Source organism: Sulfuricella sp. T08 (assembly GCF_000971475.1).
Lineage (GTDB): Bacteria > Pseudomonadota > Gammaproteobacteria > Burkholderiales > Sulfuricellaceae > Sulfuricella.
Map to the genome: position 1 here is coordinate 43968 of NZ_DF967522.1, position 26763 is coordinate 70730.

The following is a 26763-nucleotide window of genomic DNA, read 5'->3' on the forward strand; positions in this document are numbered from 1 at the left end:
CTGAGAAGTCAAGGTTTTTCTCTGCGACTCGGCGTCTCTGCGGTCCAAGATTATCATTTAAATTAAGGAGAGATGAATCATGGCAATAAAAGTAGGTATCAACGGTTTTGGCCGTATCGGCCGCATGGTGTTCCGCGCTGTCGCCAAGGACTTCAAAGACATCGAAATCGTCGCCATCAACGACCTGCTCGAACCCGATTACCTGGCTTACATGCTGAAGTACGACTCAGTACATGGCCGTTTCAACGGCGATGTCTCCGTTAACGGCGGTAACATGGTTGTTAATGGCAAGACGATCCGCCTGACCGCCGAGCGCGATCCGGCCAACCTGAAGTGGAACGAAGTGGGCGCGGACATCGTGATCGACTGCACCGGCTTCTTCCTGACCAAAGAATCCTGCCAGGCACACATCACCGCTGGTGCCAAGAAAGTCGTTCAGTCAGCTCCTTGCAAGGACGACACTCCGATGTTCGTGTACGGCGTGAACCACACCAAATACGCCGGCGAAGCCATCGTTTCCGCTGCCTCCTGCACCACCAACTGCCTGGCTCCTGTTGCTAAGGTCCTGAATGACAACTGGGGCATCAAGCGCGGCCTGATGACCACGGTGCACGCCGCTACTGCTACCCAGAAAACCGTTGACGGCCCATCCATGAAAGATTGGCGTGGTGGTCGCGGCATTCTGGAAAACATCATTCCATCTTCGACTGGCGCTGCCAAGGCCGTTGGCATCGTGATTCCCGAGCTGAACAAGAAGCTCACCGGCATGGCTTTCCGCGTGCCCACCTCCGACGTATCCGTCGTCGATCTGACAGTGGAACTGAACAAGGAAGCTTCTTACGCAGACATCTGCAAAGCCATGAAGGCCGCATCTGAAGGCGCCATGAAAGGCGTGCTGGGTTACACCGATGAAAAAGTGGTTTCCACCGATTTCGTTGGCAACACCGCACCATCCACCTTCGACGCTGAAGCCGGCATTGCCCTCGACAGCACCTTCGTCAAGGTCGTTGCCTGGTACGACAACGAGTACGGCTACACCTGCAACATGCTGCGTTTGGTTCAGCACGTCGCCAAGTAATTGGAAAAATGAGGCGTAAGGGGATAGGAGTGAGGAGACTAAAATCTTCCTCACTTTTACTCCTCACTCCTAACACCTCACTGCAACCGTGAGGTGTAAGGCATAAGCCCACTTATCCCTTACACCTTAATTTTATTGGAGAACAAACATGTCCGTTATCCGTGTTACCGATCTGGACCTCAAGGGCAAGCGCGTCCTGATCCGTTCCGACCTGAATGTGCCCGTCAAGGACGGCAAGGTCACTTCCGACGCACGTATCACCGCGTCCATGAAGACCTTCGAGCATTGTCTCAAGGCTGGCGCCAAGGTGATGGTGATGTCCCACCTCGGCCGCCCCACTGAAGGCGAATATTCCGAGGAAAACTCGCTCAAGCCGGTTGCCGACGTTCTGTCCGCAAAACTCGGCAAGCCCGTACGCCTGATCAAAGACTGGATCGACGGCGGCTTCGACGTTGCCGATGGCGAGCTGGTGCTGCTGGAGAACGTGCGCTTCAACAAGGGTGAGAAGAAAAGTCTCGACGAGACTGCGCAAAAATACGCCAAGCTGTGCGACATTTTCGTCATGGATGCCTTCGGCACCGCCCACCGTGCTGAGGGCTCCACCCACGGCGTCGCCAAGTTCGCGCCCGTCGCCTGCGCCGGCATCCTGCTCACCGAAGAACTGGAGGCGCTGACCAAGGCCCTGCTCAGCCCGGCCCGCCCTATGGTTGCCATCGTCGGCGGCTCCAAGGTTTCGACCAAGCTGACCGTGCTCGAATCCCTGTCCGAAAAGGTGGACCAGATGGTGGTTGGCGGCGGTATCGCCAACACCTTCCTCAAGGCCACTGGCAAGAATGTCGGCAAGTCCCTGTGTGAAGACGACCTCGTTCCCACCGCCCAGGCATTGATGAAGAAAATGACCGCCCGCAACGCCACCATCCCGATCGCGGTCGACGTGGTCTGCGGCAAAAAATTTGACGCCAATGAGCCCGCCGTCCTCAAGGATGCCGGCGCCGTTGCCGATGACGACATGATCTTCGACATCGGCCCCAAGTCCGCGCAGGAGCTGGTCGACATTATCATGAAGGCTGGCACCGTGGTATGGAACGGTCCGGTTGGCGTGTTTGAGTTCGACCAATTCGGTGCAGGCACCAAGGCCATCGCCATGGCTATCGCCGAAACCAAGGCATTCACCCTGGCCGGTGGCGGCGACACCATCGCCGCCATCCAGAAGTACGATATATACGACAAGGTGTCCTATATTTCCACCGCTGGCGGTGCCTTCCTTGAGTTCCTCGAAGGAAAAAAACTGCCCGCCGTCGAAATTCTGGAACAACGCGCTAAACAATAGTGCAGTGTGCTGAGTCCTGAGTGCCGATGAATCCCATTCAGCACTCTGACTCAGAACTTTCACTCAGGGCTCAAAACTGATTCTATGCAACGTAAAACTAAAATTGTCGCCACACTCGGCCCAGCCTCCAATGACCCGGAAGTGCTGAATCTTATGATGCAAGCCGGGGTGGACGTTGTCCGCCTCAACTTTTCCCACGGCAATCCAAAAGATCACATCGACCGTGCCGAAATGGTACGCGCCATGGCTCGTGCCAGAGGCAAAACGATCGGCGTACTGGTTGATCTGCAAGGCCCTAAAATTCGCATCGGCAAGTTCGAGCACGGAAAAATTACGCTGAAAAATGGCGATACATTCATTCTTGACAGTGATTGCACATTAGGCACCCAGGAAAGGGTAGGCCTCGACTACAAGGAACTGCCACGAGACGCCAGCCGCGGTACCACGCTGCTTCTGGACGATGGCAGAATCGTCCTCTGGGTCGAGGAGGTACGCGGCAACGAGATCATCTGCACAGTCAAGCAAGGTGGTGCGTTGTCCAACAATAAGGGCATCAACCGCCAGGGTGGCGGCCTGTCCGCTGCGGCACTGACCGAAAAGGACATGGAGGACATCAAAACCGCCGCGGCCCTTAAAGCGGATTACCTTGCGGTGTCTTTCCCGCGCGATGGCGCCGACATGCTACTGGCACGCAAGCTGATGGAGGCGGCCGGCGGCAAGAGCATGCTGGTAGCCAAGATCGAACGTGCCGAAGCAATCACCAATCTGGGTGAAATTCTCGATGCATCAGACGCCATTATGGTAGCGCGTGGCGACCTGGGTGTTGAAGTCGGCGATGCGGCGGTTCCTGCCCTGCAAAAACGCATGATTCGCATGGCGCGTGAAAAGAACAAGCTGGCGATTACCGCCACCCAGATGATGGAATCCATGATCAACAGCCCGATTCCCACCCGCGCCGAGGTTTCCGATGTGGCTAACGCGGTGATCGACGGCACTGACGCAGTGATGCTTTCGGCCGAAACCGCCGCCGGCCAGTACCCGGTCGAAGCGGTGGCAGCCATGGACCGAGTATGCATCGAGGCTGAAAAGGAATATGAGACCGAGTTCAGCAAACGTCGCCTGAGCATGCAGTTCAACCGGGTGGACGAATCCATCGCCATGGCGACTACTTACCTGGCCAGCCACCTGAAAGTTAAGGCAATCGCCGCACTCACAGAATCCGGCTCGACTCCGCTGATGATGTCGCGCATCTACACGGATGTGCCGATCTACGCACTTTCATCCGACGTGGGTACGCGCAGGAAACTTACCCTGTTTCGGGGCGTTTACCCGGTCAACTTCAGGCCGGCCACGCAGGAACGCGAACAGGTCCTGCATGAGGCCGAGGATGAATTGCGCCGCCGCGGCGCGGTGAGGGACGGGGATCTGATCATCCTCACCATCGGCGAACCGATAGGCAAGTCTGGCGGAACCAACACTATGAAAATCGTCAAAGTGGGCGAAATTCGATGCACCAGCAAGGCGTAAATATCCGATTAACCAGCAGCAACTAATTTACTTATAGCAGGAGGAAATATGGCATTAGTATCCATGCGTCAACTTCTCGATCACGCCGCAGAAAATGGCTACGGCCTGCCGGCGTTCAACGTCAATAACCTGGAGCAGGTAATGGCGATCATGCAGGCCGCCGACGAGTGCGACAGCCCGGTGATCATGCAGGGTTCCGCCGGCGCGCGCAAGTATGCTGGTGAAGCATTCCTGCGCCACCTGATCGACGCCGCAATCGAAGCCTACCCGCACATTCCTGTTGTCATGCACCAGGATCACGGCGCTTCTCCGGCGGTGTGCATCAACGCCATCCGCTCCGGTTTCTCCAGCGTGATGATGGACGGCTCCCTGCTGGAAGACGCCAAAACGCCATCCAGCTTTGAATACAACGTCGAAGTCACGCGCAAGGTAGTGGAAATGTCCCATGCCGTCGGCGTGTCCGTCGAGGGCGAACTGGGTTGCCTGGGTTCCCTGGAAACCGGTATGGGTGAAAAAGAAGATGGACAGGGCGCCGAAGGCGTGCTGACCATGGATCAACTCCTGACCGATCCCAATGAAGCGGCCGAGTTCGTCAAGGCGACCGGCGTGGATGCCCTGGCCATCGCCATCGGCACTTCCCACGGTGCCTACAAGTTCACCCGCCCGCCCACCGGCGACGTGCTGGCCATCAGCCGCGTCAAGGAAATCCACGCCCGCATTCCCAATACCCACCTGGTAATGCACGGCTCCTCCTCGGTGCCGCAGGAATGGCTCAAGATCATCAACGATTTCGGCGGTGAAATGGGTGAAACCTATGGCGTGCCGGTCGAGGAAATCGTCGAGGGCATCAAGCACGGCGTGCGAAAGGTGAACATCGACACCGACCTGCGCATGGCCTCCACCGGGGCAGTACGCAAGTACCTGGCGGAAAACAAGAAAAATTTCGATCCGCGCAAATTTCTCGCCGCCGCCACTGTGGCGATGAAGGAAATCTGCAAGGCGCGCTACACTGCCTTCGGCTCCGCTGGCCAAGCCAGCAAGATCAAGCCGATCATGCTCGACCGCGTCGCCACCATGTACACCAAGGGCGAACTGAAAGCCGTCGTTAAGTAAGCATCTTTACTTCTCGCGAAAAAAGGCGGCTTAGGCCGCCTTTTTTTATGCCTTTACCGTTTGCATCACCTGTGCCGCTTCTTGCAACAGAAATTCCTTGAATGCCTGCGCCACGGCTGAGAGTCGCTTGCCTTTGCGGTGCACCACGTACCAGTGGCGCAAGATTGGAAATGATTCCACGTCCAGCACCACCAGCCTTTTGGTTTCCAGTTCCAGTGTAATGGTGTGGATCGATACCACGCCCAAGCCCATGCCTGCCCGCACCGCCTGCTTGATGGCTTCGTTGGTACTCGTCTCCATGCCGGTGGAGAGAGACAGGTTTTGCTGAGCGAAAAACCGCTCCATTGCACTGCGTGTGCCGGAACCCTCTTCGCGCACGATGAACGTTTCCTGTGCTAGCCGGGATAGCGGGATTTGCCGTTCACGCGCCAGAGAATGGCTCGGCGGGGCAATCACCACCAGCGGGTTTTCCATGAAGGGCTCGGCATCGATATCCAAGCCATCTGGCGGCAACCCCATGACACCGAGATCCATCTCGTTATGGGCGAGTTGATTGATCAACACTTCGCGGTTAATCACATTCAGGCTTAGCGTGACGTTCTGATTGCGCTGACAAAACAGGGCCAGGAGCTGCGGCGCGAAATAATTCGCAGTGCTGACCACGGAAATATTCAACTTGCCGCGTTTCAAACCCTTCATCTCTCCCAGCACTGCCTCCGCCTCGGCTAACTGCTGGGCGATGCTACGGCTATAGTGATAGACCTCATTGCCGGCATCGGTAAGAAATATCTTCTTACCGATCTGTTCGAACAAGGGCAGGCCGACACTCCCCTCGAGTTGCTTGATTTGCATGGAAACCGCGGGCTGGGTCAGATGCAGCTCCTCAGCCGCACGGGAAAAGCTGAGGAGGCGGGCAACAGCCTCGAATACCTGCAGCTGGCGTAAAGTGATATGCAGCATAACTGAATAATAAATATTTACTTATGTTATTTTAAATAATGCATTGCCCATCTTATGCCTGTTCATTCCTAAATGGAACAATCTGGCAATTTTCCATTAAAATTTCCGGCGTTGCATAAACCACGAAGCAGGAAATTGGGTCGCCAAGAACTTGCGAGAAATAGCAAGAAGCACTGTCCCGACTAATGTCATACCAATCATAAGCATTTACTAATCATTAGTATAATAATTATTTAATATTATTTATGGCTGATCATTCGTATAGTAGTGCCCAGTAGCTCATTCATTAACGGATTTTTGCGAAGGAACATTCAGATGGATCAATCAGCACGTTACGCCGACCTTAGCCTCAAGGAAGAAGACCTGATCAAGGGTGACAAGCACATCCTCGTCGCTTATCACATGCAGCCAGCCACGGGTTATGGCTATCTGGAAGTGGCCGCGCACATCGCGGCCGAGTCATCCACCGGCACCAACGTCGAAGTCTCCACCACGGACGACTTCACCAAGGGCGTAGACGCACTGGTTTATTTCATCGACGAAGCCAAGGGCGTAATGAAGGTCGCCTACCCGAATGATCTGTTCGACCGCAACGTGACCGACGGCCGCGCCATGCTGGTGTCGTTCCTGACGCTGGCGATCGGTAACAACCAGGGCATGGGCGATGTGAAGCACCTGCAGATGCAGGATTTCTATGTACCCTGGTCCATGTTGCGTTTGTATGATGGTCCGGCCAAAGACATCACCGACCTGTGGGACATTCTGGGTCGCCCCCGCGTCGACGGTGGCTACATCGCCGGCACCATCATCAAGCCCAAGCTGGGTCTGCGTCCCGAGCCGTTTGCCAAGGCCGCTTACCAGTTCTGGCTGGGTGGCGATTTCATCAAGAACGATGAGCCCCAAGGCAACCAGGTATTCTGCCCAACCAAAAAGGTAATCCCGCTGGTGTATGACGCGATGAAGCGCGCCATGGACGAAACCGGCCAGGCCAAATTGTTCTCCGCCAACATCACCGCTGACGACCATTACGAAATGCTCGCCCGCGCCGATTACATTCTGGAAGCCTTTGGCCCGGATGCAAACAAGGTCGCATTCCTGGTGGACGGCTACGTCGGCGGCCCCGGCATGATTACCACCGCCCGTCGCCAATATCCCGGCCAGTACCTGCACTATCACCGTGCTGGTCACGGTGCGATCACGTCGCCTTCAGCCGTGCGTGGCTACACCGCGTTCGTGCTGGCCAAGATGTCCCGTCTGCAAGGCGCTTCCGGCATCCACGTCGGCACCATGGGCTACGGCAAGATGGAAGGCGGCAGGGATGACCGCAACATCGCCTACATGATCGAGCGCGATTCAGCGGACGGCCCTTACTTCCATCAGGAATGGCACGGCATGAAGCCCACCACCCCGATCATCTCCGGCGGCATGAACGCGCTGCGTCTGCCAGGCTTCTTCGAGAACCTGGGCCACGGCAACGTGATCAACACCTCTGGTGGCGGTTCCTACGGCCACATCGACAGCCCGGCGGCCGGCGCAATCTCCCTGCGTCAATCCTATGAGTGCTGGAAAGCCGGCGCCGACCCGATTGAATTCGCGAAAGAGCACAAGGAATTTGCCCGCGCGTTCGAATCCTTCCCGGGCGACGCCGACAAGATCTTCCCAGGCTGGCGCGAAAAGCTGGGCGTACACAAGTAAGCTTGGTTTAAAACGATGCACTAAAAGGCGCCCCCACTTTGCTGGGGGCGTTTTGTTCCGGGGCCAGGAAACCGTTCTTGCCTCACGGATCAGGAGAAAATGATGACCGTCAAAGACCAGTACAAGGTTCACAAAGAACCGTTCTATCAACAGCAAACCAATGAAGTGGCTCTCTATGAAGCGGCCTATGCCGCCCGCCTGCCCGTAATGATCAAAGGCCCGACCGGCTGCGGCAAATCGCGCTTCGTCGAATACATGGCGTGGAAACTCAACAAGCCGCTGATTACCGTAGCCTGTAACGAAGACATGACCGCCTCCGACCTGGTCGGACGCTATGTTCTTGAAGCCAACGGCACACGCTGGCTGGATGGCCCATTGACCACCGCTGCGCGTATCGGCGCGATCTGCTACCTGGACGAAATCGTCGAAGCGCGCCAGGATACCACCGTGGTGATCCACCCACTCACCGACCACCGCCGCACCCTGCCCCTGGATAAAAAAGGCGAGCTTCTCGAAGCGCACCCCGATTTTCAGATGGTGATTTCCTACAATCCGGGCTACCAGAACCTGATGAAGGATCTGAAGCAATCGACCAAACAGCGCTTTACCGCGTTCGAGTTCGACTACCCCGATGCCAAGCTGGAAACCAGTATCGTTGCCAAGGAAACCGGTACGGACGAAGCGCTAGCGGCCAAACTGGTGAAAATAGGCGCCACCGCGCGCAACCTCAAAGGGCACGGCCTGGACGAAGGCATTTCGACCCGCCTGCTGGTCTATGCAGCCACCCTGATCAAGGGCGGCGTGGAGCCCCGTGATGCCTGCCGCATGTCGCTGGTGCGCCCGATCACCGACGACGCGGACATTCGCGATACACTGGATCACGCAATCGACGCCACTTTCGACTAATTCCATTTCTCGATCAAAAAAGCACTAACCGCAAAGGACGCAAGGAACAACAAAACCCTCAGACATACCAGCCTGATTGCTTTCCTTTGCATCCTTTGCGGTGAAAGATTTTTGCTGTTTATTGTTGGACTGTATGCAAATTGGAATGAGGACTGCGAACGTGGCTGAAGTAAACACCGAGTACGAACATCCCTTGATGAAGGTCTACCGCGAGCAACTCAATTGCGGCTTTCCCCAAGTCAAGGATGTCTTCGATGACTGCATGGCGGAAGCCCTGTCCATTTTGTCAAAGGAGGGCATCACCGCCTATCTGGAGGCCGCCGGCTTTCTGTGCAGAATGGGGCGCGGCGTTGAGCCGGTGCTGATTTTCCTGGAGGAATGGCCGTCGGCCGCCAAAAGGCTGGGCGAATCCGTTCTGCCGGCGGTGATGGAATTTATCCACAAGATGAACAAATCGCCCAACGGCAAGGCGATCGTGCCGTTCCTGCAGGTGCTGGCAGCGACCGCCCGCAAGCTTCATTCCCAGAAACGGATGCAGGATTACCTGGATCTGGCACTGGACTTCATGAACCGTACTACCGGCTCGATTCACGGCATCCACACCACCTTTGCCAGTCCCGGCTTGCCCGAACTCTACGCCCAGACGCCTTACCTGCTCAGCCAGATTTCCCTGCAAGGACTAAAAAACTGGGTAGAGTACGGTATCAGAAATTACGGTGATCACCCGGAACGGCAGATCGATTACTTCAGCCTGCAATCGGCGGACAGCAAGGCTGTCATGCAGCGCGAGCGCCACGGCACGCTGATGGTTGATGTCGAACGCAAGCTGGATCTCTATCTGCGCGGACTGTGGGAACATCACGATTATCTGGTGCCGTACTCCCTGGGTTTCGACGAGCTGCGCAAACCCGTCCCCTACTACGACAAACTGGGCATCCGCCTGCCAGATGTGTATGACGACTTTAACGGTATTACCGGGATCGACCGCTATCGTGCCACACTGGCCCATATCGTCGGTCACAAGCGCTGGACCAGCGCGATTTTTGCCGACAATTTCAGCCCCTTCCAGCGTATGGCCGTTGAGTTCTTTGAGGACGCCAGAATCGAATGGCTGGCGATGCGCGAATATCCCGGTCTGCGCCGCCTGTTCCTGGCCCTGCACCCCAAGCCGATGGAGGGTGCCTGCAACCCGGAAACCACTTCCTGCCTGCGCTTTCGCCTAGCCATGCTGTCGCGCGCCCTGCTCGACCCGGAACACGGATATCTGGACGCCGACCTCAACGACTTCGTTGCCCGCTTTCATGAAACCATGGCCAAGGGAGAGTCCAGTACCGAGGAAATTGCCGGTCTCGCCATCAGCTACGTCGCCAGAACCCGCCGCCAGAGCGACCAGCTCGCCAAGGTGCATTTCGATGATACCGAGGTGGGCTACCGCGACGACAACCGCCAAATGTGGCGGTTTCACGAACAGAGCGACGATGAAGAGATGTTCGATGACCACCGCAAGGTCGAATGGGAAGAAAAGCCTAGTGGCCTGCCACCACGCCATTACCCCGAATGGGACTACCTCAGCCAGACTTTCCGTCCGGACTGGGTGAGCGTGTACGAAGCATTGCATCCCAAGGGCAAGGCAGCCGATATCGACAAACTGCTGGACAAGAATGCCGCCCTGGCGAAGCGCCTGAAACGCATGCTGGACCTGCTCAAGCCGCAGGAAAAAATGCGTATCCGTTATCAGGAAGAAGGCAGTGAACTGGACCTGGACATCGCCCTGCGCTCCCTGATCGACTTCAAGAGCGGCGCCAACCCGGACCCGCGCATCAACATGAGCCACAAGACCAGCGGGCGCGACATCGCCGTGATGCTGCTGCTTGACCTATCCGAATCCCTTAACGAAAAAGTGGCGGGCACCGCGCAAACCATTCTTGAACTCAGCCAGGAAGCCGTCTCGCTGCTAGCCTGGGCGATCGACAAACTGGGCGACCCCTTCGCCATCGGCGGTTTCCATTCCAACACCCGTCACGACGTACGCTACCTGCACGTCAAGGGCTACAGCGAACGCTGGAACGACGAAGTGAAAGCGCGCCTGGCCGCGATGACCGCACAATACTCCACCCGCATGGGTGCCGCCATGCGCCACGCCGCCCACTACCTTGAAGCACAGAAGGCGGACAAGAAGCTGATGCTGATCCTCACTGATGGCCAACCCTCCGACGTAGACACCAAAGATGAGCGCATGCTGATCGAAGATGCCCGGCAGGCAGTCAAGGAACTGGATCAGAAGGGCATCTACACCTACTGCATCAACCTCGACCCGAAAGCGGATGAATATGTGACCGATATTTTCGGCAAACAGTACACTGTGATCGACAACATCCAGCGCCTGCCTGAACGTCTGCCGCAACTGTTCATGGCGCTGACCAAGTAATCACCGGTCGTTGACTGAACGCCGATTGTGGATGATCATATCCTTTATTAACCTCAGGACATCCCGATCATGACCAAATACATAGGCATCCTTACTTCCGGCGGCGATAGCCCCGGTCTGAACGCGGCAATCCGCGGAGTCGGCAAAGCAGCCCTGAATCATTACGGCATGCAGATCATCGGCTTCCGTGACGGCTTCCGTGGGTTAATGGAAAATCGCGTCATGCGGCTGGACGGCGGGGAACTGTCCGACATCCTGACCCGTGGCGGCACCATCCTCGGCACCAGTCGCGACAAGCCGCATCGCATGCCGGTTGGCGGCAAGCTGCTGGACATGACCGACGTCATTGTCGGCAATTACCAGGACAACCATCTTGATGCCCTGGTCTGCCTGGGTGGCGGCGGCACCATGAAAAACGCCCTGCGCCTCAAGGAAAAAGGTGTCAACGTCATCACCCTGCCCAAGACCATCGATAACGATGTCGCCCTGACCGACATCACCTTCGGCTTCGATACCGCGTTGGGCATTGCGACCGACGCGATCGACCGCCTCCACAGCACGGCACACAGCCATCACCGCATTATCGTGGTGGAGATCATGGGTCACCGGGCCGGCTGGCTGGCATTGGGCGCGGGCATCGCCGGCGGCGCCGACGTTATCCTGATTCCCGAAATTCCTTACGATGTGGCCAGTGTAGCCGAAGCGATCCGCGAGCGCAGTCGCCGTGGCAAGCCGTTCAGCATCGTCGCCATCGCCGAAGGCGTGATTTCGAAGCAGGAACATGCAGACATGCTGGCCGCACAAAAGAAAAAAGACAGCTCAAAACAGAAGCCTGGCAAGAAGGTCGAGGCAGAGAGCATCCCGGAAGCCCAGTACGCTGAAAAAACGGTGCGTCTCGCCAAGCAGCTCGAATTGCTGACCGGGCTCGAATCGCGCATCACCATCCTCGGGCACCTGCAGCGCGGCGGCATCCCTTCTGCGGCCGACCGTCTGCTCGCCACCCGATTGGGAACAGCCTGCACCGACCTGATTCATCAAGGTCACTATGGCGTCATGGTCGCCGCCAAAGGAGACGGCACCCGAGCCGTAAAACTGGAGGAAGTCGCCGGGAAAGTCAAAACCGTTCCCCCCGACCACCCCTGGGTGCTAAGCGCACGCCACGTCGGCACCAACATGGGCGATTGAACCGGTTACAAATTAGGGGTTTCCCTGATAGTCAGAAACAACGTTTTGCCGTTTAATGTGTTCACTTTTTTGCTTATCATGCTTTCGCATGCGGCAAGCACATTAACCCACGGTAAAACAACTTGCCTTCACGCAGGAAAGAGCCCTTATCCGCGGCAGATAACCTCCCGACCAGCGGCTGCGTGGTTCGCAAGCACCTGGGCGTCTATTTCTCCCTGTTCGGGGCGTGGTTCTTTCTGGCGAGTTTCATTACAGCATCTTCGATCGCCAACGACCTCCGCAGTGCCCAGCTCAAATTCCTCGAGTACGCCAATAGCCTTTATAGAGAAATCGACAACCGCGTACAGGCCAACGAAGCCGTACTTGAAGGCATAACCGCTTTCCTGGGCGTATCCGGCACCTTAAATGACGGCGCGCCTATCTCCCGCTATGCGCAACTGGTGCGCGCCCGCCACCCCCAAATCGCCCAGATTGAGGTGGTAGAAGGTGTTGCCCGCAAAAATCTGCCACATTTCATCGCCAGGAAACGCGCTTCCGGCCTTCCGGAGTTTCAGATACGAAGTTTTTCCTATGATTCCGGGCGGTCTTGGCGAAGCATAGACGACAAGCCCTGGTATTACCCCATCGTACTCATGGAACCCATGCCGAAGGAATCCAAGGGCATTCTGGGCCTGGACATGGATTCTGTACCCTCCATGCGTTTGGCCATGAACGCGTCGGGCCACCATGAGCATACCGTTGCCACCCATCCATTCCGTTTGGTGCAAGGGGATAGTGCCTACGTCATGTTCCGACCAGTGGTGCCACTGCACACCACTGGTGCAAGATCCGGCGACGAAACTCGTCTGTTCGCCTCGCTGGTCATCAAAACCCAATCCATTCTGCCATCCCTCGGAGCAGACCTTCCCGGGCTGCGCTTCAGCCTCTACCACGCTGATTTCCCAGCTCACAAGCCCGAGGGCGAGCTGATCCATTTCGAGCGCCATGGCCGAAGCGCTCTGGAAACCTACCTTTTCCCCAAGCTGCGCTATGAACGCAAGCTGGAGACGAAATCCCAGCCCTTCATCCTGCTGGCAGAACAGCAGTTAGGCTGGCCAGCCCTGGACTTTCGCCAGCTGGCGGCAATCCTTGCCATTACCCTGCTGTTATTCGGATTTCTGCTCAGATTCGTACTCTCACACCGTCGCAACGAACTGGAAAGATGCCAGACCGAGAGCCGGTTTGCCTACCTGGCGACTCACGACGCCCTGACCGGACTGGCCAACCGCAACCTGTTCATGGATCGCCTCATGCATGCCATGGCCCGCGCACACCGCTGCGACACACGGCTAGCCCTGCTGTTCCTGGATCTGGACAAATTCAAGCAAGTCAACGACACCTACGGTCATGGCGTCGGTGATCAGTTGCTGAAAATAGTGGCCGAAAGGATATGCAGCTGCGTGCGCGAAGACGACACCGTCGCACGATTGAGTGGGGACGAATTCGTGGTCGTTCTGGAAAGCATCACCACGCATCAAGGCGCCGCAACCGCTGCCCATGTGATCAACGACAAACTGGTTCAGCCCTTCCACATCAATGGCGAAACGCTCAACATCGACGTCAGCATCGGCACGGCCATCTACCCCGATGACAGTGAAGATATCGAGGAACTGATAAATATCGCCGACGCTGCCATGTATGCGGTAAAAGGCAGCGACCGCAGCCTCCCCCTATCCGGGCAGCTCAGCTTTGAAGAACTGACACGCTAGCAACCTTTAGGGCTTATTGTTCCAATAATTTTAAGTCCGACAGGCTGCCAGGAAAAATCAAGCCTTCGATACCGGCTTGACCTGGCTACGGCCTAAGTCTCCAAGCATGGGCAGGGAAGCCACCAGATCCGCGAAGCGTTCCCCCTGCACAACAACGTGACCTCGTAACCGCTCGGCTGCAAGCTCTCCATCTTCGGCGAGAATCGCCTCGACAATGCCGGCATGTTCCGCGAAAGATGAGCTCATCCGGTCTCGAACGCGAAGCTGAAGACGCCGATACGGTCTCAACCTCCTGTGCAAAGCGGCAGCTTGCCCTTCCAGAAAGCCATTATGACTTGCTGCGTAGATCAAATGATGAAACTGCTCGTTTAGCCGATAGTAGGTATCCGGGTCGTTCGCATCCCGCGCATCTTCGCAAGCCTGGTGCGCTGCAGCGAGAGTCAACTGTTCGGGTCCCGTGATACGGCGTGCAGCCAGCCGCCCGCACATGGCTTCGAGTTCGGCCATTACTTCGAACATCTCGCACAACCGATGCGGCCCGATTTCCGCGACGATCGCCCCACGTCGTGGCCTTATCTCGACCAGTCCGGCCGAGGACAGCTGAATCAAGGCTTCACGAATCGGCGTGCGCGACACACCAAAACCGCTCGCCAATTCAGTCTCGTCAAGACGCATTCCCGGCGGATAGACCCCCGTGACGATGCGCTCCTCGATCAGATCGCCCATCTGCTCCGAGCGCCGTGACGTGTGCGGCTTGCTTTCCATAATGCTCCCAAACGGATTTGCAAAATAAAGCGGCAATAATATAGCGATATTGACAACAGAAACTCTGGCAGTCAATATTGCATACATTGTATGTTTTATTGTATACAATTTATATCTCTTATCGTTCCGGATTTTAAGGGCAGGAGATTGCGGAGCAGGAATTTCTTAACATCCAAGCTCAAATTACGCACCTACATAAAGGAGATTGCTGAATGGACATCACTCGCCGCCGTATTCTGCTCGGTTTAGCCGCCGCCCCAACCGTTGCGCTGTTTGGCCGCCACGCCTTTGCTGCGGATCCGGTAAACCTGAAAATCTCCCACCAATTCCCCGGCGGCACCATCAATGAAGGCGACTTCCGCGATCGGCTGTGCCGCCGCTTCGCGGCAGAGATCGAGAAACGCACCGCTGGCGCGCTCAAGGGAACCGTCTACGCCGGTTCTTCCCTGATGAAGACCAACGCCCAGTTCAGCGCCTTGCGCAAGAGTGCGCTGGACATGTCGCTGGTGCCGCTTTCCTATGCCGGCGGCGAAGTCCCCGAAACCAATATCGGCCTGATGCCCGGTGTCGTCACCTCTTACGAGCAGGGCATGTCCTGGAAGAATGCCGAAGTCGGCAAGGCGCTGTCCGATGTACTCGCCGACAAAGGGGTGCTGATCGTGAGCTGGATCTGGCAGGCCGGCGGCGTCGCCAGCCGCACCAAACCGATTATCGATCCGGAAGATGCCAAGGGCCTGAAGGTGCGCGGCGGCAGCCGGGAGATGGACATGGTGCTGAAGGCGGCCGGGGCGGCGGTGCTGACGCTGCCATCGAACGAGATCTACGCCGCAATGCAGACCGGCGCCCTCGATGCGGCGATGACCTCATCCACCAGCCTGATCTCCTTCCGTCTCGAGGAAGTTGCAAAACAACTGACCACGGGCCGCGGCAAGACCTACTGGTTCATGCTAGAGCCACTCATGATCTCGCGCGCGGTGTTCGAGCGGCTGCCCAAGGCCCAGCAGGACGTGATCATGGCGGTCGGTGCCGAGATGGAGAAATTCGCGCTGGAACAGGCCAAGGCTGACGACCAGGCGGTAGCGGCGGTGTACCAGAAGGCCGGCGGCAAAGCCTATGACATGTCGGACGCGTCCGTCAAAAAATGGCAGGCGATCGCCCGCGACACCGCCTGGAAGGACTTCGCGGCGAAGAGCGAAAGCTGTGCCCGCATCCTCAAGCTGGCTGAAAAAACCCTATGAGTCATGGTTTTGAGCTCGAAGGCCAGGAGGCTCCACCACCACTGGTCGGCGGTCCCCTGGGGCAATTGGTCAGGCTGCAGGCAGGGGTGAACAACGGTGTACTGGTGCTGTCCATGCTTGCCCTCCTCGCCGCCTGCGGCATCCTCACCGGTAGCGTTTTCCTGCGCTACTTCCTCAAGATACCGACCGACTGGCAGGACGAAATGTCGGTCTTCCTGCTGGTCGGCGCGGTGTTCATGTGTGGTGCCTACGTGCAATCACAGCGTGGGCATATCGGCATCGAGGCCTTGGCGGGGTTTTTCTCCCCGGCGATCAATCGGCTGCGCCTGCTGTTCTGTGACGCTGCCTCCTTCGCCTTCTGCGCGTTCTTTTCCTGGAAGTCCTGGAGCATGCTGCACGAGGCCTTCATCGAGGGACAGACCACATCCTCCTCCTGGGCGCCGCCGCTGTGGATCCCCTACGGCCTCATGGCATCCGGGATGACGCTGCTATCACTGCAGATTCTGCTGCAGATCATCGTCAGTCTGAACACCAAAGGGGCAAGCAAGTGAGCGTCGGCGTTATTGGGGTCCTCTACGGGCTTGGAACCCTGCTTCTGATGTTCTCGGGCATGCCGATTGCGTTTGCCCTCGGCGGCATCGCCGTCATCTTCATGCTCATTTTCATGCCGGGCGCATCGCTCGATACGATCACGCTGAATGTCTACGAGGAAATGGCCAACATCACGCTGCTGTCTATCCCCCTCTTCATTCTCAAGGGTGCCGCGATCGGAAAGTCGCGCGCCGGTGCCGATCTCTATCTGGCCATCCACGCCTGGATGCACAAGATCCCGGGCGGCCTGGGCATCGCCAACGTCTTCGCCAGCGCGCTGTTTGCCGCGATGTCGGGCTCCAGCCCGGCCACCTGTTCGGCGATCGGCAGTGCCGGCATCCCCGAGATGCGCTCCCGCGGCTACTCGCCCCGTTTCGCCGCGGGCATCATTGCGGCCGGCGGCACCCTCGGCATCCTGCTGCCGCCGTCCATTGTCATGATCCTGTTCGCCGTCGCCGCCGAACAATCGCTGGGCAGGCTGTTCCTCGCCGGCATCGGCCCGGGCATTCTGCTGGTAACGCTGTTCTCCGTCTACGCCGCATTTCGCTACAAAAAAGAATATCAGGAAGCGCTTGACCTCTGGAAAGACGGCGGCGAAAAATCGGCCTATCTGGATGCGATGGAACTCTCGCTTTACGATAAGACCCGACTACTGCCGCGCGTGATCCCATTCGTCACCCTGCTGATCGGTGTCATGGTCGCGCTTTATGGCGGCTACGCCACGCCTTCCGAGACTGCCGGCCTGGGCGGGCTGCTGGCGCTACTCCTGATCGCAGTAATCTACAAGGTGTGGCGACCATCCCAACTCAGCCCCATCCTGACCAGCGCCCTCAAGGAATCGACCATGCTGATGTTCATCATCGGCATGTCGCTGCTCTACTCCTACGTCATGAGCTATCTGCACATCAGCCAATCCGCGGCGGAAGCCATCGTCGCCCTGAGCCTGTCGAAATGGGCGCTGCTGAGCGTGATCCTGCTGCTGGTGGTGGTGCTCGGCTTCTTTCTGCCGCCGGTGTCCATCATCCTGATGACGGCGCCCATCATCCTGCCGCCGCTCAAGGCCGCCGGTTTCGACCTGATCTGGTTCGGCGTGGTCATGACCATCGTCATGGAAATGGGGCTGATCCACCCGCCGGTCGGGCTCAATATCTTCGTCATCAAGAACATCGCGCCCGACATTCCGCTCCGCGACATCATCTGGGGCGTGATCCCTTTCGTCGGCCTGATGGTGCTTGCGGTGCTGCTGATCTGCCTCTTTCCTGATATCGCCACCGCGCTGCCAGACGCGGTGTTCGGCGCAACCGGAAAATGACAACCAAGTGCTGGGACACCCGCGCCCGTAACCGGGCCGAGCGTCTGGCGCGCGCCGCAAGCTTCACTGCCGGACGCATAGTTTCCTCCGAACACATCGTAGCGCTGCTCGAGGCCGTAATCGAGCCGGGCGACCGCGTCTGCATCGAGGGCAACAATCAGAAGCAGGCGGATTTCCTCGCCCGTAGCCTGGTCAAGACCGATCCAGCCCGGGTGCGTGAATTGCATCTGGTACAGTCGGTACTGGCGCTGCCGGAGCACATTGACCTGATCGAACGCGGCCAGGTGAGCCTCATCGACTTCTCCTTTTCGGGACCTCAGGCCAACCGCCTGGCGCGTCTGGTCGAGAGCGGAAAAATCACCATCGGCGCCATCCACACCTACCTCGAGTTGTTCGCCCGCTATTTCGTCGATCTGACGCCGCGCGTCGCGCTCATCGCGGCCCAGGCTGCCGACCGCGATGGCAATCTCTACACCGGGCCCAACACCGAGGACACGCCGGCCATCGTCGAGGCGACGGCCTTCAAGGGCGGCATCGTCATCGCCCAGGTCAACGAAATCGTCGACAAGCTGCCACGCGTCGACATCCCTGCCGACTGGGTGAACTTCGTCATCCAGGCCCCGACGCCCCACTACATCGAGCCGCTGTTCACGCGCGACCCCGCGCTGATCACCGAGATCCAGGTGCTGATGGGCATGATCGCGATCAAGGGCCTGTATGCCGAATACGGCATCACCCGCCTGAACCACGGCATCGGTTTCGACACGGCGGCGATTGAACTGCTGCTGCCCACCTATGCCGCCGATCTCGGCCTGAAGGGTAAAATCTGCACCCACTGGGCGCTGAATCCCCATCCGACACTGATCCCCGCCATCGAGGCCGGCTTCGTCGAATCGGTGCATTCCTTCGGCTCCGAGGTCGGCATGGAACGCTACACGGCGGCGCGCCCCGATATTTTCTTCGTCGGCCAGGATGGCTCGATGCGTTCCAACCGCGCCTTCTGCCAGGCGGCCGGCCATTACGCCTGCGACCTGTTCATCGGTTCGACCCTGCAAATCGACCTGCAGGGCAACAGTTCGACCGCCACCAAAGGGCGCATCGCCGGCTTCGGCGGTGCACCCAACATGGGAGCCGACGCGCGCGGACGGCGCCATGCCTCTCCGGCCTGGCTGCGCGCCGGGCGCGAAGGGCGCGGCAATATCGCCATGCCGCGCGGCCAGAAACTGGTGGTGCAGATCGTCGAGACCTTCCGCGAGCACATGCAACCGACCTTCGTCGAACGCCTCGACGCCTGGGATCTGGCGGCGACGGCAAACATGGAGCTACCGCCGGTGATGATCTACGGCGAGGATCTGACTCACATCATTACCGAGGAAGGCATCGCCAATCTGCTGATGTGCACCACCCCGCAGGAACGCGAACAGGCGATCCGTGGCGTGGCCGGCTACACACCGGTCGGGATGGCGCGCGATCTGCGCATGGTGGCAAACCTGCGCGACCGCGGCATCATCCGCCGCCCGGAAGATCTCGGCATCAGGAAGCGCGACGCCACCCGCGACCTGCTCGCAGCGCGCAGCATCAAGGATCTGGTGCATATCTCCGGTGGCCTGTACGACCCGCCGAAACAATTCCGCAACTGGTAACGGAACAAGCGCACATGGAACAATTCACCCTCACCCTTCCGTCATCGACCCTGCCGCAGGACATCATTCACACCGCGATCTGCGGCGTGGTTTCGTCAGGCAATCTGGAAGTGCTGGTCGAGCCCACCGCGACTCGAAATGCCTGCGAAATCGTGGTTAACACCTCGGCCCACGGTTTCCGCGACATCTGGGAAGCGGTGCTGAAGGACTTCGCCGAGCGCCATAGCGTGGGCGGGCTCAGGCTTTCGATCAACGACGCGGGCGCCACTCCCGCGGTGGTCAGCCTGCGCCTCGACCAAGCCTTCGAAACCTGCGCAGCATGAACGGCCGGCGTATCAGCTATTTCGAAGCTTCTGCACGCATGCGGCTGAGCGGCCTGGTCGATGCGGGTTCCTTTAGCGAGTTCTGCCCCCCCGAGATGAGGCAGACCAGCCCTCACCTGGCCCAGTTGGGCGCACCGCAGGCCTTCGATGACGGCGTCGTGGTCGGCCGCGCCTCGCTGGCCGGACACGCCGTGCTGATTGCCGCACAGGAAGGCCGCTTCATCGGCGGCTCGGTCGGCGAAGTACACGGCGCAAAAATCTGCGGCTTGCTCGACAAGGCCATGGTCGAGCGGCCTGCTGCCGTGCTGTTGCTGGTGGACTCGGGCGGCGTGCGCCTGCACGAAGCCAACGCCGGCCTGATTGCGATCTCTGAAATCATGCGCGCAGTCCTTCAAGTCCAGGCTGCAGGCATTCCGGTTTTCGCCCTCGTCGGCGGCTCGTGCGGGGCATTCGGCGGCATGGGCATTGTCACCCGACTGTGTGCGGAAGTCGTTATGTCAGAACAGGGGCGGCTCGGCCTGTCCGGTCCCGAGGTCATCGAAACGGTTAAAGGGGTGGAGGAATTCGACTCTCGCGATCGTGCGCTGGTGTGGCGGATTACCGGCGGCAAGTTGCGGCGGGCGTTAGGCGACGCGACGCGGCTGGTTGACGACCTCATTCCCGCCTTTCGCGCCGCGGCCGCCGACTTGATCGAACGCTACCAGACTCATCCGCTCACGCCGGCCCACCTCGATACCCTGCTCGATGAACAAGCACGTCTGGCCGCCCGCAGCGAGCGCTTCGCCAGCGCGCGTGACGGACTGGAAATCTGGCAGGCTGCTGCCTTTGCCGACGCGTCCCAGGTACCCGAGTTGACCGTCGAGGAATTCAATCTTCAGCTGGGGGAACCCGCATGAGCGAGCATGCAGTCTTCGATCGGCTGTTCGGCACGGCTGGCCATAATGTAATTAGCGAAGGTCAGTTCCTGCACGGTTCGGCACAACTCGGGAACGAGAGCATCACAGTGATCGGCACCCGCGACCATGCGGCAATCGACGGCCCGCTCGCACTCCGGATCGCCGACGCAATTCTGCAGGCAGTGAGCGCCGACGCCACTACCCACCCCGCACCACGCCCCATCCTCTTCATCGCCGACACCCAGGGGCAGGCCCTGTCGCGGCACGACGAGCTGCTCGGCCTCAACGGCTACTTCGCCCATGTCGCGCGCTGCGTCGACCTGGCGCGTCGGCAGGGGCACCGCCTGCTGACCCTTATTCATGGTGAAGCGGTCAGCGGTGGCTTCCTTGCCTTCGGCATGCTGGCCGACCGCATCTGCGCGCTGCCTGATGCCCAAGTACGCGTCATGGATCTGCGCGCGATGGCGCGCGTCACCAAGATCAGCTTCGAACGGCTGGAAGAACTGGCGGACGTATCGCCGGTGTTCGCGCCCGGAGCTGAGAATTACTGGCGCATGGGCGGCATTCACGAAATCTGGTCGGCGGACGACAACTGGTCTGAGCGTCTCGCCGCCGCGCTAGTCAGCGCCACAGAGACGGATGACCGCGCCGCAATCGGGCTGGAGCGCGGCGGGAGACAACTCGCCGCACCGACGGCGCAACTCGTGGCGGTCGCATGAGCACGGCCCCGTTCCACCGCCACGACCTGGTCTGGCTCGACCCAGGTATTGATGCGGGCCGGTTCGTTGCCGCTGCCGAGCATGTTGACTGTGCCCGAAACTGGGTAAAACAGGGCCGGCCTCTAGTAGTCGCCCGCCAGCCTGAACCGGTTGCCGGGCAAACCGACCCCTTGATTCTGGGCTTCACGCTGTATTCCGCACCAGCTCGCAAACGCATCACTCTCCGCGCATCCCGCGCCGCCATCATTCGCCACTCACGTCCCCTCTTGTTGCTCGATACGATCGATCATGCGCCCCGCAGCTGGCGGACTGGCATTTACAGCCTGCACGCCCTGTGCGCAAAAGCCGGCGCAGTACCGCGCGTGTATGGCTCGCTCTCGTCCCAAGCCTTCACCGGCGCAAAATTTCTCGACGAAGCTAGCGATCTCGACCTGCTGCTGGAATGCAACGAGACCACCCAACTTCACGCACTGCTTGCCGCGCTGGAAGCCTTCCCTGTGCAAACGCCCCGCATCGACGGGGAAATCCTCGCGCCGACAGGATGGGCGGTTGCCTGGCGGGAACTGGCCGGGGCAATTCGCGCTGAGACGCCGCGGCAAGTGCTCGCCAAGTCCGACTGCGAAACCCGTTTGATTTCCGTCGACCAGCTCTTCACCCACCCGCTTTCCACCTGACATGGAAGCAGCCGTCTGCAACCCTGCCGCATTTGCCGCCCGGCCGCACGACCCGCGTGGCGACTGCTTCCGGCTCGAGCGCCTTTGTCTGGATGCCCTCCGCCACGAAGCCATGGCCTGGCCCAAGCCCGGCCTGGTTACGCCGGTCGATTCGGGCAGCCATAGCGACATGCATATCGGTACCTTCCTCGCCAGCATAGACGCGTTGCAAGGCAGCTTCGCCGCGCTTGCGCTTGCCGGCGCACGCGGTCTGCCCTTCGCCGTGCTGCGGGCGATCGGGATAGCAGCGGAGCGGAAAATGCTGCTCGCCACCGGCGGCGTCAATACCCATCGCGGCGCCATCTTCAACCTCGGCCTCCTCGCGGCAGCCGCCGCCCGGCGCAGGACTGACGCTGCGCTGGCGAAGCTCGACTGCGGCGCTGTAGTCGCCAGGGTCTGGGGTGCAGACATTGCCACCAGCCGCAGAAGATCTCCTGCCTCTCACGGCAACAGTATGTTCAAAAAATTCTCGGCCGGCGGCGCGAGGACGGAAGCAGCAGCCGGATTTCCGACGGTCTACAATATCGGCCTGCCAGCCCTGCGCCGCCACCTTGAATCCGGGCACGATCGCGAAACGGCGCAGATTGGCACCCTGCTGACCCTGATGGAATACCTGCCGGATACCAACCTGCTGTGGCGGGATGGGGAAGTCGGGCTCGATTTCGTGCGCCACTCCGCAGCCGCTTTCAACCGCTCAGGCGGGGTGGATGTACCGGGTTGGCGCGACCGACTGCTCGCCATTCATCGCGCGTTCGTCGAGCGCAACCTCAGCCCGGGCGGCAGCGCCGACCTGATGGCGGCAAGCTGGGCGGCCCATCAGTTCGAAATCTCTTCTTTCTAGCATGCGGCTCGCCATCCTCTGCTCCGGACAGGCAGGCCAACACCGCGGCATGCTGGACGAGCTGCTCTTGGACCCCGAATGCGACCCGGTGCGCCAGGCGGCGAGCGCAGTCTTGGGCCGGGATGTAGCGGAGTGGTGGAACGGTCTCCATGAACAGGAAATTTTTCTCAACGCGAATGCGCAGTTTGCCATCGCCTATTACCAGATAGCGACCTGGACCAGGCTTGCGCGGCTATTGCCTGAAATCAGCCTGGTCGCCGGCTACTCCCTGGGAGAATTGATTGCCTATTTTGTCGCCGGAGCGCTCGATGCGGCTGAGACCTTCAAGCTGGTACACTCACGCGCGCGCCTGATGGATGCGGCTGCGGCCGTCAACAGCAGCGGTGCCTGCATGGCCCTGTGGCGCGGCCGGGTCTCTCCCGCTACACTCGCCGCGCGCGATCGGTCCATCGCTGACTACGGCCTGGAAGTCGCCATCAAACGGCGGACCGGTGAAGAAGTGCTGGCCGGACCGAGCGACGCTATCGCGCGCTTTGTCGCCGATCTTCAGACGGCCAACCCAAACCTGGTACGATTGCCTGTGACCATTCCCTCACACACTCATTACCTCGCGGCGGCGGCAGACTCGTTCCGCGATATACTGTCCGCAAGCGCGATCGTCCCGCCCCGTGTGACCGTCCTGAGGGCTGTTGATGCGGCACCGGTTCAGTCCCGCGATCAGGCGATTGACGCCCTGTCGCGGCAGATCTGCACGACCATCAGGTGGGATAGGTGCATGGATGCGCTGACAGAATACGGCATCGACTCCGTGATCGAACTCGGACCGGGAAACGATCTGGCGCGGCTGGTCGAAGCCGAGCACCCGCAAATCGCGGCACGCGCCGTCAACGACTTCAGGGATTACCGGGCGCTGGCGAACTGGCTGGGTTAGCCGGTACAGTCAGCAGGCAAGAGCAACCGCGTATACTCCGCACAAGGGACTTAACTTAATGATCGGCTGGGAATTTATTCTGCTTTATCTTGCCGCCGGTAGCATCGCCGGATTTCTGGCCGGACTACTGGGCGTGGGTGGCGGGGTCGTAATCGTGCCGATACTGATGTTCATCTTCGCCGCTCAGCATTTTCCGCCAGACTACATGATCCATCTGGCGATCGGCACCTCGCTTGCCAGCATCATGTTCACCTCGGTGTCCAGCCTGCGTGCACATCACGCGCATGGCGCGGTCAACTGGGGCATCGTGAAGCGCATCACGCCGGGCATCCTGCTCGGCACCCTGGCCGGCACATTTGTGGTGGCGAAACTTCCAGCGGGTTTGCTCAAGGGCTTCTTTATCGTATTCATCTTCTACGTGGCGACGCAGTTGCTGCTTAACCTCAAACCCAAGCCGACGCGCCAGCTTCCCGGCACGGGCGGGATGTTCGTCGCGGGCGGGATCATCGGTATGGTTTCAAGCTTTGTCGGCATTGGCGGCGGCGCCTTGTCCGTGCCTTTCATGACTTGGAGCAACATCAAGATGCATAACGCCATCGGCACCTCGGCCGCGATCGGATTTCCCATCGCTGTCGCCGGAACCATCGGCTACCTTCTCAACGGCTTGCCGATTAAAAACCTGCCGCCCTGGAGCATCGGCTTCGTCCACCTGCCTTCCCTTGCCGGGCTGGTAGTGGCGAGCATGCTCGTCGCCCCGTTCGGGGCTCGAGCTGCCCACAAGCTGCCGGTGACGACACTCAAGAAAATTTTCGCCGTTTTCCTCTACATTATCGGCACAAAGATGCTGCTGAATTCGATTTACTGAATTACTACAGCAACGACAAAATAAACTCCCACTCACGCGGATCCACCGGCGTGATCGACAGCCGGTTGCCCTTCTGCAGGGTACGCATCCGTTCCAGTTCCGGGTGGCCGCGCAACTCCTTCAGGCTGACCAGCCGGGTCTTCTTCACTAACCTGACGTCGACATTGAACCAGCGCGGGGTTTCCGGTGTTGCCTTGGGGTCGAAGTATTTGTTCTTCGGATCGAACTGAGTCTGATCCGGGTAAGCCAGCCGGCTCACCTCGGCCAACCCGGCGATGCCCGGCTCGACACAGTTGGAGTGGTAGAAGAACACCTTGTCGCCAACCTTCATTTGATCGCGCATAAAGTTGCGTGCCTGGTAGTTGCGCACGCCGTACCAGGCCACGCTTTGGTCAGGTAAGGCAGCGAGGTCGTCGATACTGCAATCGGAAGGTTCGGATTTCATCAGCCAGTAACGCATGTTTGCCCTTTTTTCTTCGCCCAATAAATTTTTCGCTCGGTAATCACCGCATCCAGGTGCATGTCCCAGGGATCCGAAGGAATCTCGTCAGCCTTCTGGCATTCGTAGCCGACGCCGACCAGCAGCGGCTTGCGCCATACCTTGCGCCGCCGCAGATAGGCCAGGCTGGCATCATAGAAACCGCCGCCCATGCCAAGACGATGGCAAGCCTCGTCAAAACCGACCAGAGGAACAAACAGCAGATCGAGTTGCCAGGCGCGCACCGGACGCGGAGTCCAATGCTCGTGTATGCCGTAGCGGTTAAGATACCAGCGTGGAAGCAGCGTCAGACGACTGAAACCAAGCCGCCGCTGAAAGCGCCGCGGCACGATCGGCAGGAAACACGCCTTGCCCAACCACAAGGCGTGGTTGAGCAAAGGCATCAAATTTATTTCTTCATGGGTCGGGGAATAGAAACCGATACGCCGGCAGTTGAGCAGCAGGTTCTGGGCCAAGGCTACCCGCCGCAATCCGTCGGCCGCATGGCTGCGCTGCTGGGCGGAGAGCGCCCGGCGCGCCAGGCGCAATGACGTGCGCAGCTGCTTCTTGTTCATGCTGTCAGGAGAAACCTGATGGGGAAAAATAAAGCCCCCGCGAGTGCCGTCAAGACCAGCATCTTGAACCTAAGGTTCAAGGTGGTCGCAGCCTGAGCACATCAGGCACATCCGGGAAGGGATGCGCACAACAGCACTCGGTATAGCCGCAACCAGACTATGCGAATCGGTCAAAGAATATATAGTCTTAACGAACACCGCAGGGAGCAACTCGAAAAACGGTGCAATTCGGAACAAGCGCCTTTCTCGTTTGCCTCCTCTCCCGCTTGCGGGAGAGGATTGAGAAGAGGGCGGCCCCGGCGGGGAGAGAAGCTAGAATAACTCGTCCTGATCGGCCATTGCCTGCTCGATCTGCGCCTGCATGGAATTCATTCTACGCTTGTATTCGCCGATGTCAAAGCTGCCAGCCAGACGGGTGCCCAGGAATTCATGGGCAATATTCAGCGCCGCCATGATGGCGATGCGCTCGACACCAATAACCTTGCCCGCATCGCGGATCTCGCGCATTTTCTTGTCGAGGAAGGTAACAGAATCGAGCAGCGCCTGTTGCTCGTCTTCCGGACAGGCCACGCGGAATTCCCGCCCCATGATGGTTACATCCAGACCCTTGACGTCCGCGCTCATGCTTCATCCCCGGGGATTTGATCGAGTAGCGACTCAAGCCGGCCTCGCGCGCCATTGATCTTTTCGGCCAGATGCTTGCCTTCATTTTGTGCATTGGCCAACTGCTGCCGCAGGTGCGTGTTTTCTGTGCGCAAACGTGTGCATAACTGCACCAATTGAACAATTTTGTCTTCCAGAGCCTTCAGTTCCGCTTCCATAGCCCACACTATAATTTGAAAAATCCTGTTAAGTCAACCGGTAACAAAAACTTCTGAATGTTCATTGGCACGTTTGGCAGCC

At 59.0% G+C, this 26763-nt stretch carries 26 protein-coding genes and 1 other RNA gene; 20 read left to right on the forward strand and 7 right to left on the reverse strand.

Features of this window, described 5'->3' with window-relative positions:
• Nucleotides 1–79 precede the first annotated feature (79 nt).
• From gap to fba, 4 genes are all read left to right on the forward strand, one after another.
• Entirely contained in the window at nucleotides 80–1078 is a 999-nt protein-coding gene (gene gap / locus SCT_RS00620) for a type I glyceraldehyde-3-phosphate dehydrogenase (protein WP_059417763.1), read from the forward strand.
• A gap of 148 nt (nucleotides 1079–1226) precedes the next feature.
• A complete protein-coding gene (locus tag SCT_RS00625; protein ID WP_059417765.1) occupies nucleotides 1227–2408 on the forward strand; it encodes a phosphoglycerate kinase in 1182 nt (393 codons plus the stop codon).
• 84 nt (nucleotides 2409–2492) lie between these two features.
• The gene (gene pyk, locus SCT_RS00630) at nucleotides 2493–3935 is read left to right on the forward strand and encodes a pyruvate kinase (protein ID WP_059417767.1); all 1443 of its coding nucleotides are present in this window, start codon (nucleotides 2493–2495) and stop codon (nucleotides 3933–3935) included.
• Nucleotides 3936–3983: 48 nt separating this feature from the next.
• Nucleotides 3984–5048, forward strand: coding sequence for a class II fructose-bisphosphate aldolase (gene fba, locus SCT_RS00635; protein WP_009207392.1), 1065 nt, complete (start codon nucleotides 3984–3986; stop codon nucleotides 5046–5048).
• A gap of 45 nt (nucleotides 5049–5093) precedes the next feature.
• Here fba and SCT_RS00640 read toward each other — a convergent pair whose 3' ends face one another.
• Nucleotides 5094–6008, reverse strand: coding sequence for a LysR family transcriptional regulator (locus SCT_RS00640; protein WP_059417769.1), 915 nt, complete (start codon nucleotides 6006–6008; stop codon nucleotides 5094–5096).
• A gap of 315 nt (nucleotides 6009–6323) precedes the next feature.
• On the opposite strand from SCT_RS00640, the gene SCT_RS00645 reads away from it, so the two are divergent.
• The 5 genes from SCT_RS00645 to SCT_RS00665 all read left to right on the forward strand — a co-directional run bounded on the left by SCT_RS00645 (nucleotide 6324) and on the right by SCT_RS00665 (nucleotide 13970).
• Nucleotides 6324–7703, forward strand: a complete 1380-nt coding sequence (locus tag SCT_RS00645; RefSeq protein WP_059417771.1) for a ribulose-bisphosphate carboxylase — start codon at nucleotides 6324–6326, stop codon at nucleotides 7701–7703.
• Between the two features lie 99 nt (nucleotides 7704–7802).
• Nucleotides 7803–8609 carry a CbbQ/NirQ/NorQ/GpvN family protein gene (locus SCT_RS00650; protein ID WP_059417773.1) on the forward strand — a complete coding sequence of 269 codons (807 nt, stop codon included), beginning with the start codon at nucleotides 7803–7805 and terminating at the stop codon, nucleotides 8607–8609.
• A gap of 196 nt (nucleotides 8610–8805) precedes the next feature.
• Nucleotides 8806–11037 carry a nitric oxide reductase activation protein NorD gene (locus SCT_RS00655; RefSeq protein WP_059418253.1) on the forward strand — a complete coding sequence of 744 codons (2232 nt, stop codon included), beginning with the start codon at nucleotides 8806–8808 and terminating at the stop codon, nucleotides 11035–11037.
• 69 nt (nucleotides 11038–11106) lie between these two features.
• On the forward strand, nucleotides 11107–12222 hold the full coding sequence (locus tag SCT_RS00660; protein WP_189799632.1) for an ATP-dependent 6-phosphofructokinase: 1116 nt from the start codon (nucleotides 11107–11109) through the stop codon (nucleotides 12220–12222).
• Nucleotides 12223–12404: 182 nt separating this feature from the next.
• Nucleotides 12405–13970 carry a sensor domain-containing diguanylate cyclase gene (locus tag SCT_RS00665; protein ID WP_059417777.1) on the forward strand — a complete coding sequence of 522 codons (1566 nt, stop codon included), beginning with the start codon at nucleotides 12405–12407 and terminating at the stop codon, nucleotides 13968–13970.
• A 57-nt stretch (nucleotides 13971–14027) separates the two neighbouring features.
• Here SCT_RS00665 and SCT_RS00670 read toward each other — a convergent pair whose 3' ends face one another.
• Nucleotides 14028–14696: a GntR family transcriptional regulator gene (locus SCT_RS00670; RefSeq protein WP_237759535.1), complete on the reverse strand. Its 669-nt coding sequence runs from the start codon at nucleotides 14694–14696 to the stop codon at nucleotides 14028–14030.
• Between the two features lie 251 nt (nucleotides 14697–14947).
• On the opposite strand from SCT_RS00670, the gene dctP reads away from it, so the two are divergent.
• The 11 genes from dctP to SCT_RS00725 are packed head-to-tail and all read left to right on the forward strand — an operon-like array spanning nucleotide 14948 to nucleotide 24807.
• Nucleotides 14948–15973 (forward strand): TRAP transporter substrate-binding protein DctP, encoded by a 1026-nt coding sequence (dctP, locus tag SCT_RS00675; RefSeq protein WP_059417781.1) that lies wholly within the window; start codon nucleotides 14948–14950, stop codon nucleotides 15971–15973.
• Nucleotides 15970–16524, forward strand: coding sequence for a TRAP transporter small permease (locus SCT_RS00680; protein WP_059417783.1), 555 nt, complete (start codon nucleotides 15970–15972; stop codon nucleotides 16522–16524). The genes dctP and SCT_RS00680 overlap by 4 nt, the downstream gene beginning before the upstream one ends.
• Entirely contained in the window at nucleotides 16422–17876 is a 1455-nt protein-coding gene (locus tag SCT_RS00685) for a TRAP transporter large permease (RefSeq protein ID WP_237759536.1), read from the forward strand. The genes SCT_RS00680 and SCT_RS00685 overlap by 103 nt, the downstream gene beginning before the upstream one ends.
• The gene (mdcA, locus tag SCT_RS00690) at nucleotides 17873–19519 is read left to right on the forward strand and encodes a malonate decarboxylase subunit alpha (RefSeq protein WP_059417788.1); all 1647 of its coding nucleotides are present in this window, start codon (nucleotides 17873–17875) and stop codon (nucleotides 19517–19519) included. The genes SCT_RS00685 and mdcA overlap by 4 nt, the downstream gene beginning before the upstream one ends.
• Nucleotides 19520–19533: 14 nt before the next feature.
• Entirely contained in the window at nucleotides 19534–19842 is a 309-nt protein-coding gene (gene mdcC, locus SCT_RS00695) for a malonate decarboxylase acyl carrier protein (protein WP_059417790.1), read from the forward strand.
• Complete coding sequence (locus SCT_RS00700) at nucleotides 19839–20738, forward strand: biotin-independent malonate decarboxylase subunit beta (protein ID WP_059417792.1); 900 nt, start codon at nucleotides 19839–19841, stop codon at nucleotides 20736–20738. The genes mdcC and SCT_RS00700 overlap by 4 nt, the downstream gene beginning before the upstream one ends.
• The gene (locus SCT_RS00705; protein WP_059417794.1) at nucleotides 20735–21457 is read left to right on the forward strand and encodes a biotin-independent malonate decarboxylase subunit gamma; all 723 of its coding nucleotides are present in this window, start codon (nucleotides 20735–20737) and stop codon (nucleotides 21455–21457) included. Before SCT_RS00700 ends, SCT_RS00705 begins: the two co-directional genes overlap by 4 nt.
• Nucleotides 21454–22131 carry a malonate decarboxylase holo-[acyl-carrier-protein] synthase gene (gene mdcG / locus SCT_RS00710; RefSeq protein WP_059417795.1) on the forward strand — a complete coding sequence of 226 codons (678 nt, stop codon included), beginning with the start codon at nucleotides 21454–21456 and terminating at the stop codon, nucleotides 22129–22131. Before SCT_RS00705 ends, mdcG begins: the two co-directional genes overlap by 4 nt.
• Before the next feature lies 1 nt (nucleotide 22132).
• Entirely contained in the window at nucleotides 22133–23011 is an 879-nt protein-coding gene (gene mdcB, locus SCT_RS00715) for a triphosphoribosyl-dephospho-CoA synthase MdcB (protein ID WP_059417796.1), read from the forward strand.
• Nucleotide 23012: 1 nt separating this feature from the next.
• Nucleotides 23013–23942, forward strand: coding sequence for an ACP S-malonyltransferase (locus tag SCT_RS00720; RefSeq protein WP_059417798.1), 930 nt, complete (start codon nucleotides 23013–23015; stop codon nucleotides 23940–23942).
• A gap of 58 nt (nucleotides 23943–24000) precedes the next feature.
• The gene (locus SCT_RS00725; protein WP_059417800.1) at nucleotides 24001–24807 is read left to right on the forward strand and encodes a sulfite exporter TauE/SafE family protein; all 807 of its coding nucleotides are present in this window, start codon (nucleotides 24001–24003) and stop codon (nucleotides 24805–24807) included.
• Between the two features lie 4 nt (nucleotides 24808–24811).
• On the opposite strand, the gene SCT_RS00730 is transcribed toward SCT_RS00725, so the two are convergent.
• The 5 genes from SCT_RS00730 to SCT_RS00750 form a co-directional block, all read right to left on the reverse strand.
• A complete protein-coding gene (locus SCT_RS00730; protein ID WP_059417801.1) occupies nucleotides 24812–25267 on the reverse strand; it encodes an EVE domain-containing protein in 456 nt (151 codons plus the stop codon).
• Nucleotides 25252–25860, reverse strand: a complete 609-nt coding sequence (locus SCT_RS00735) for a 5-formyltetrahydrofolate cyclo-ligase (protein WP_059417803.1) — start codon at nucleotides 25858–25860, stop codon at nucleotides 25252–25254. Before SCT_RS00735 ends, SCT_RS00730 begins: the two co-directional genes overlap by 16 nt.
• 31 nt (nucleotides 25861–25891) lie before the next feature.
• A non-coding RNA gene (gene ssrS / locus SCT_RS00740) (6S RNA) lies at nucleotides 25892–26069 on the reverse strand.
• 103 nt (nucleotides 26070–26172) lie between these two features.
• Nucleotides 26173–26484: a cell division protein ZapA gene (locus SCT_RS00745; protein ID WP_009207382.1), complete on the reverse strand. Its 312-nt coding sequence runs from the start codon at nucleotides 26482–26484 to the stop codon at nucleotides 26173–26175.
• Complete coding sequence (locus SCT_RS00750; protein ID WP_059417805.1) at nucleotides 26481–26681, reverse strand: hypothetical protein; 201 nt, start codon at nucleotides 26679–26681, stop codon at nucleotides 26481–26483. Before SCT_RS00750 ends, SCT_RS00745 begins: the two co-directional genes overlap by 4 nt.
• Nucleotides 26682–26763: the final 82 nt, after the last annotated feature.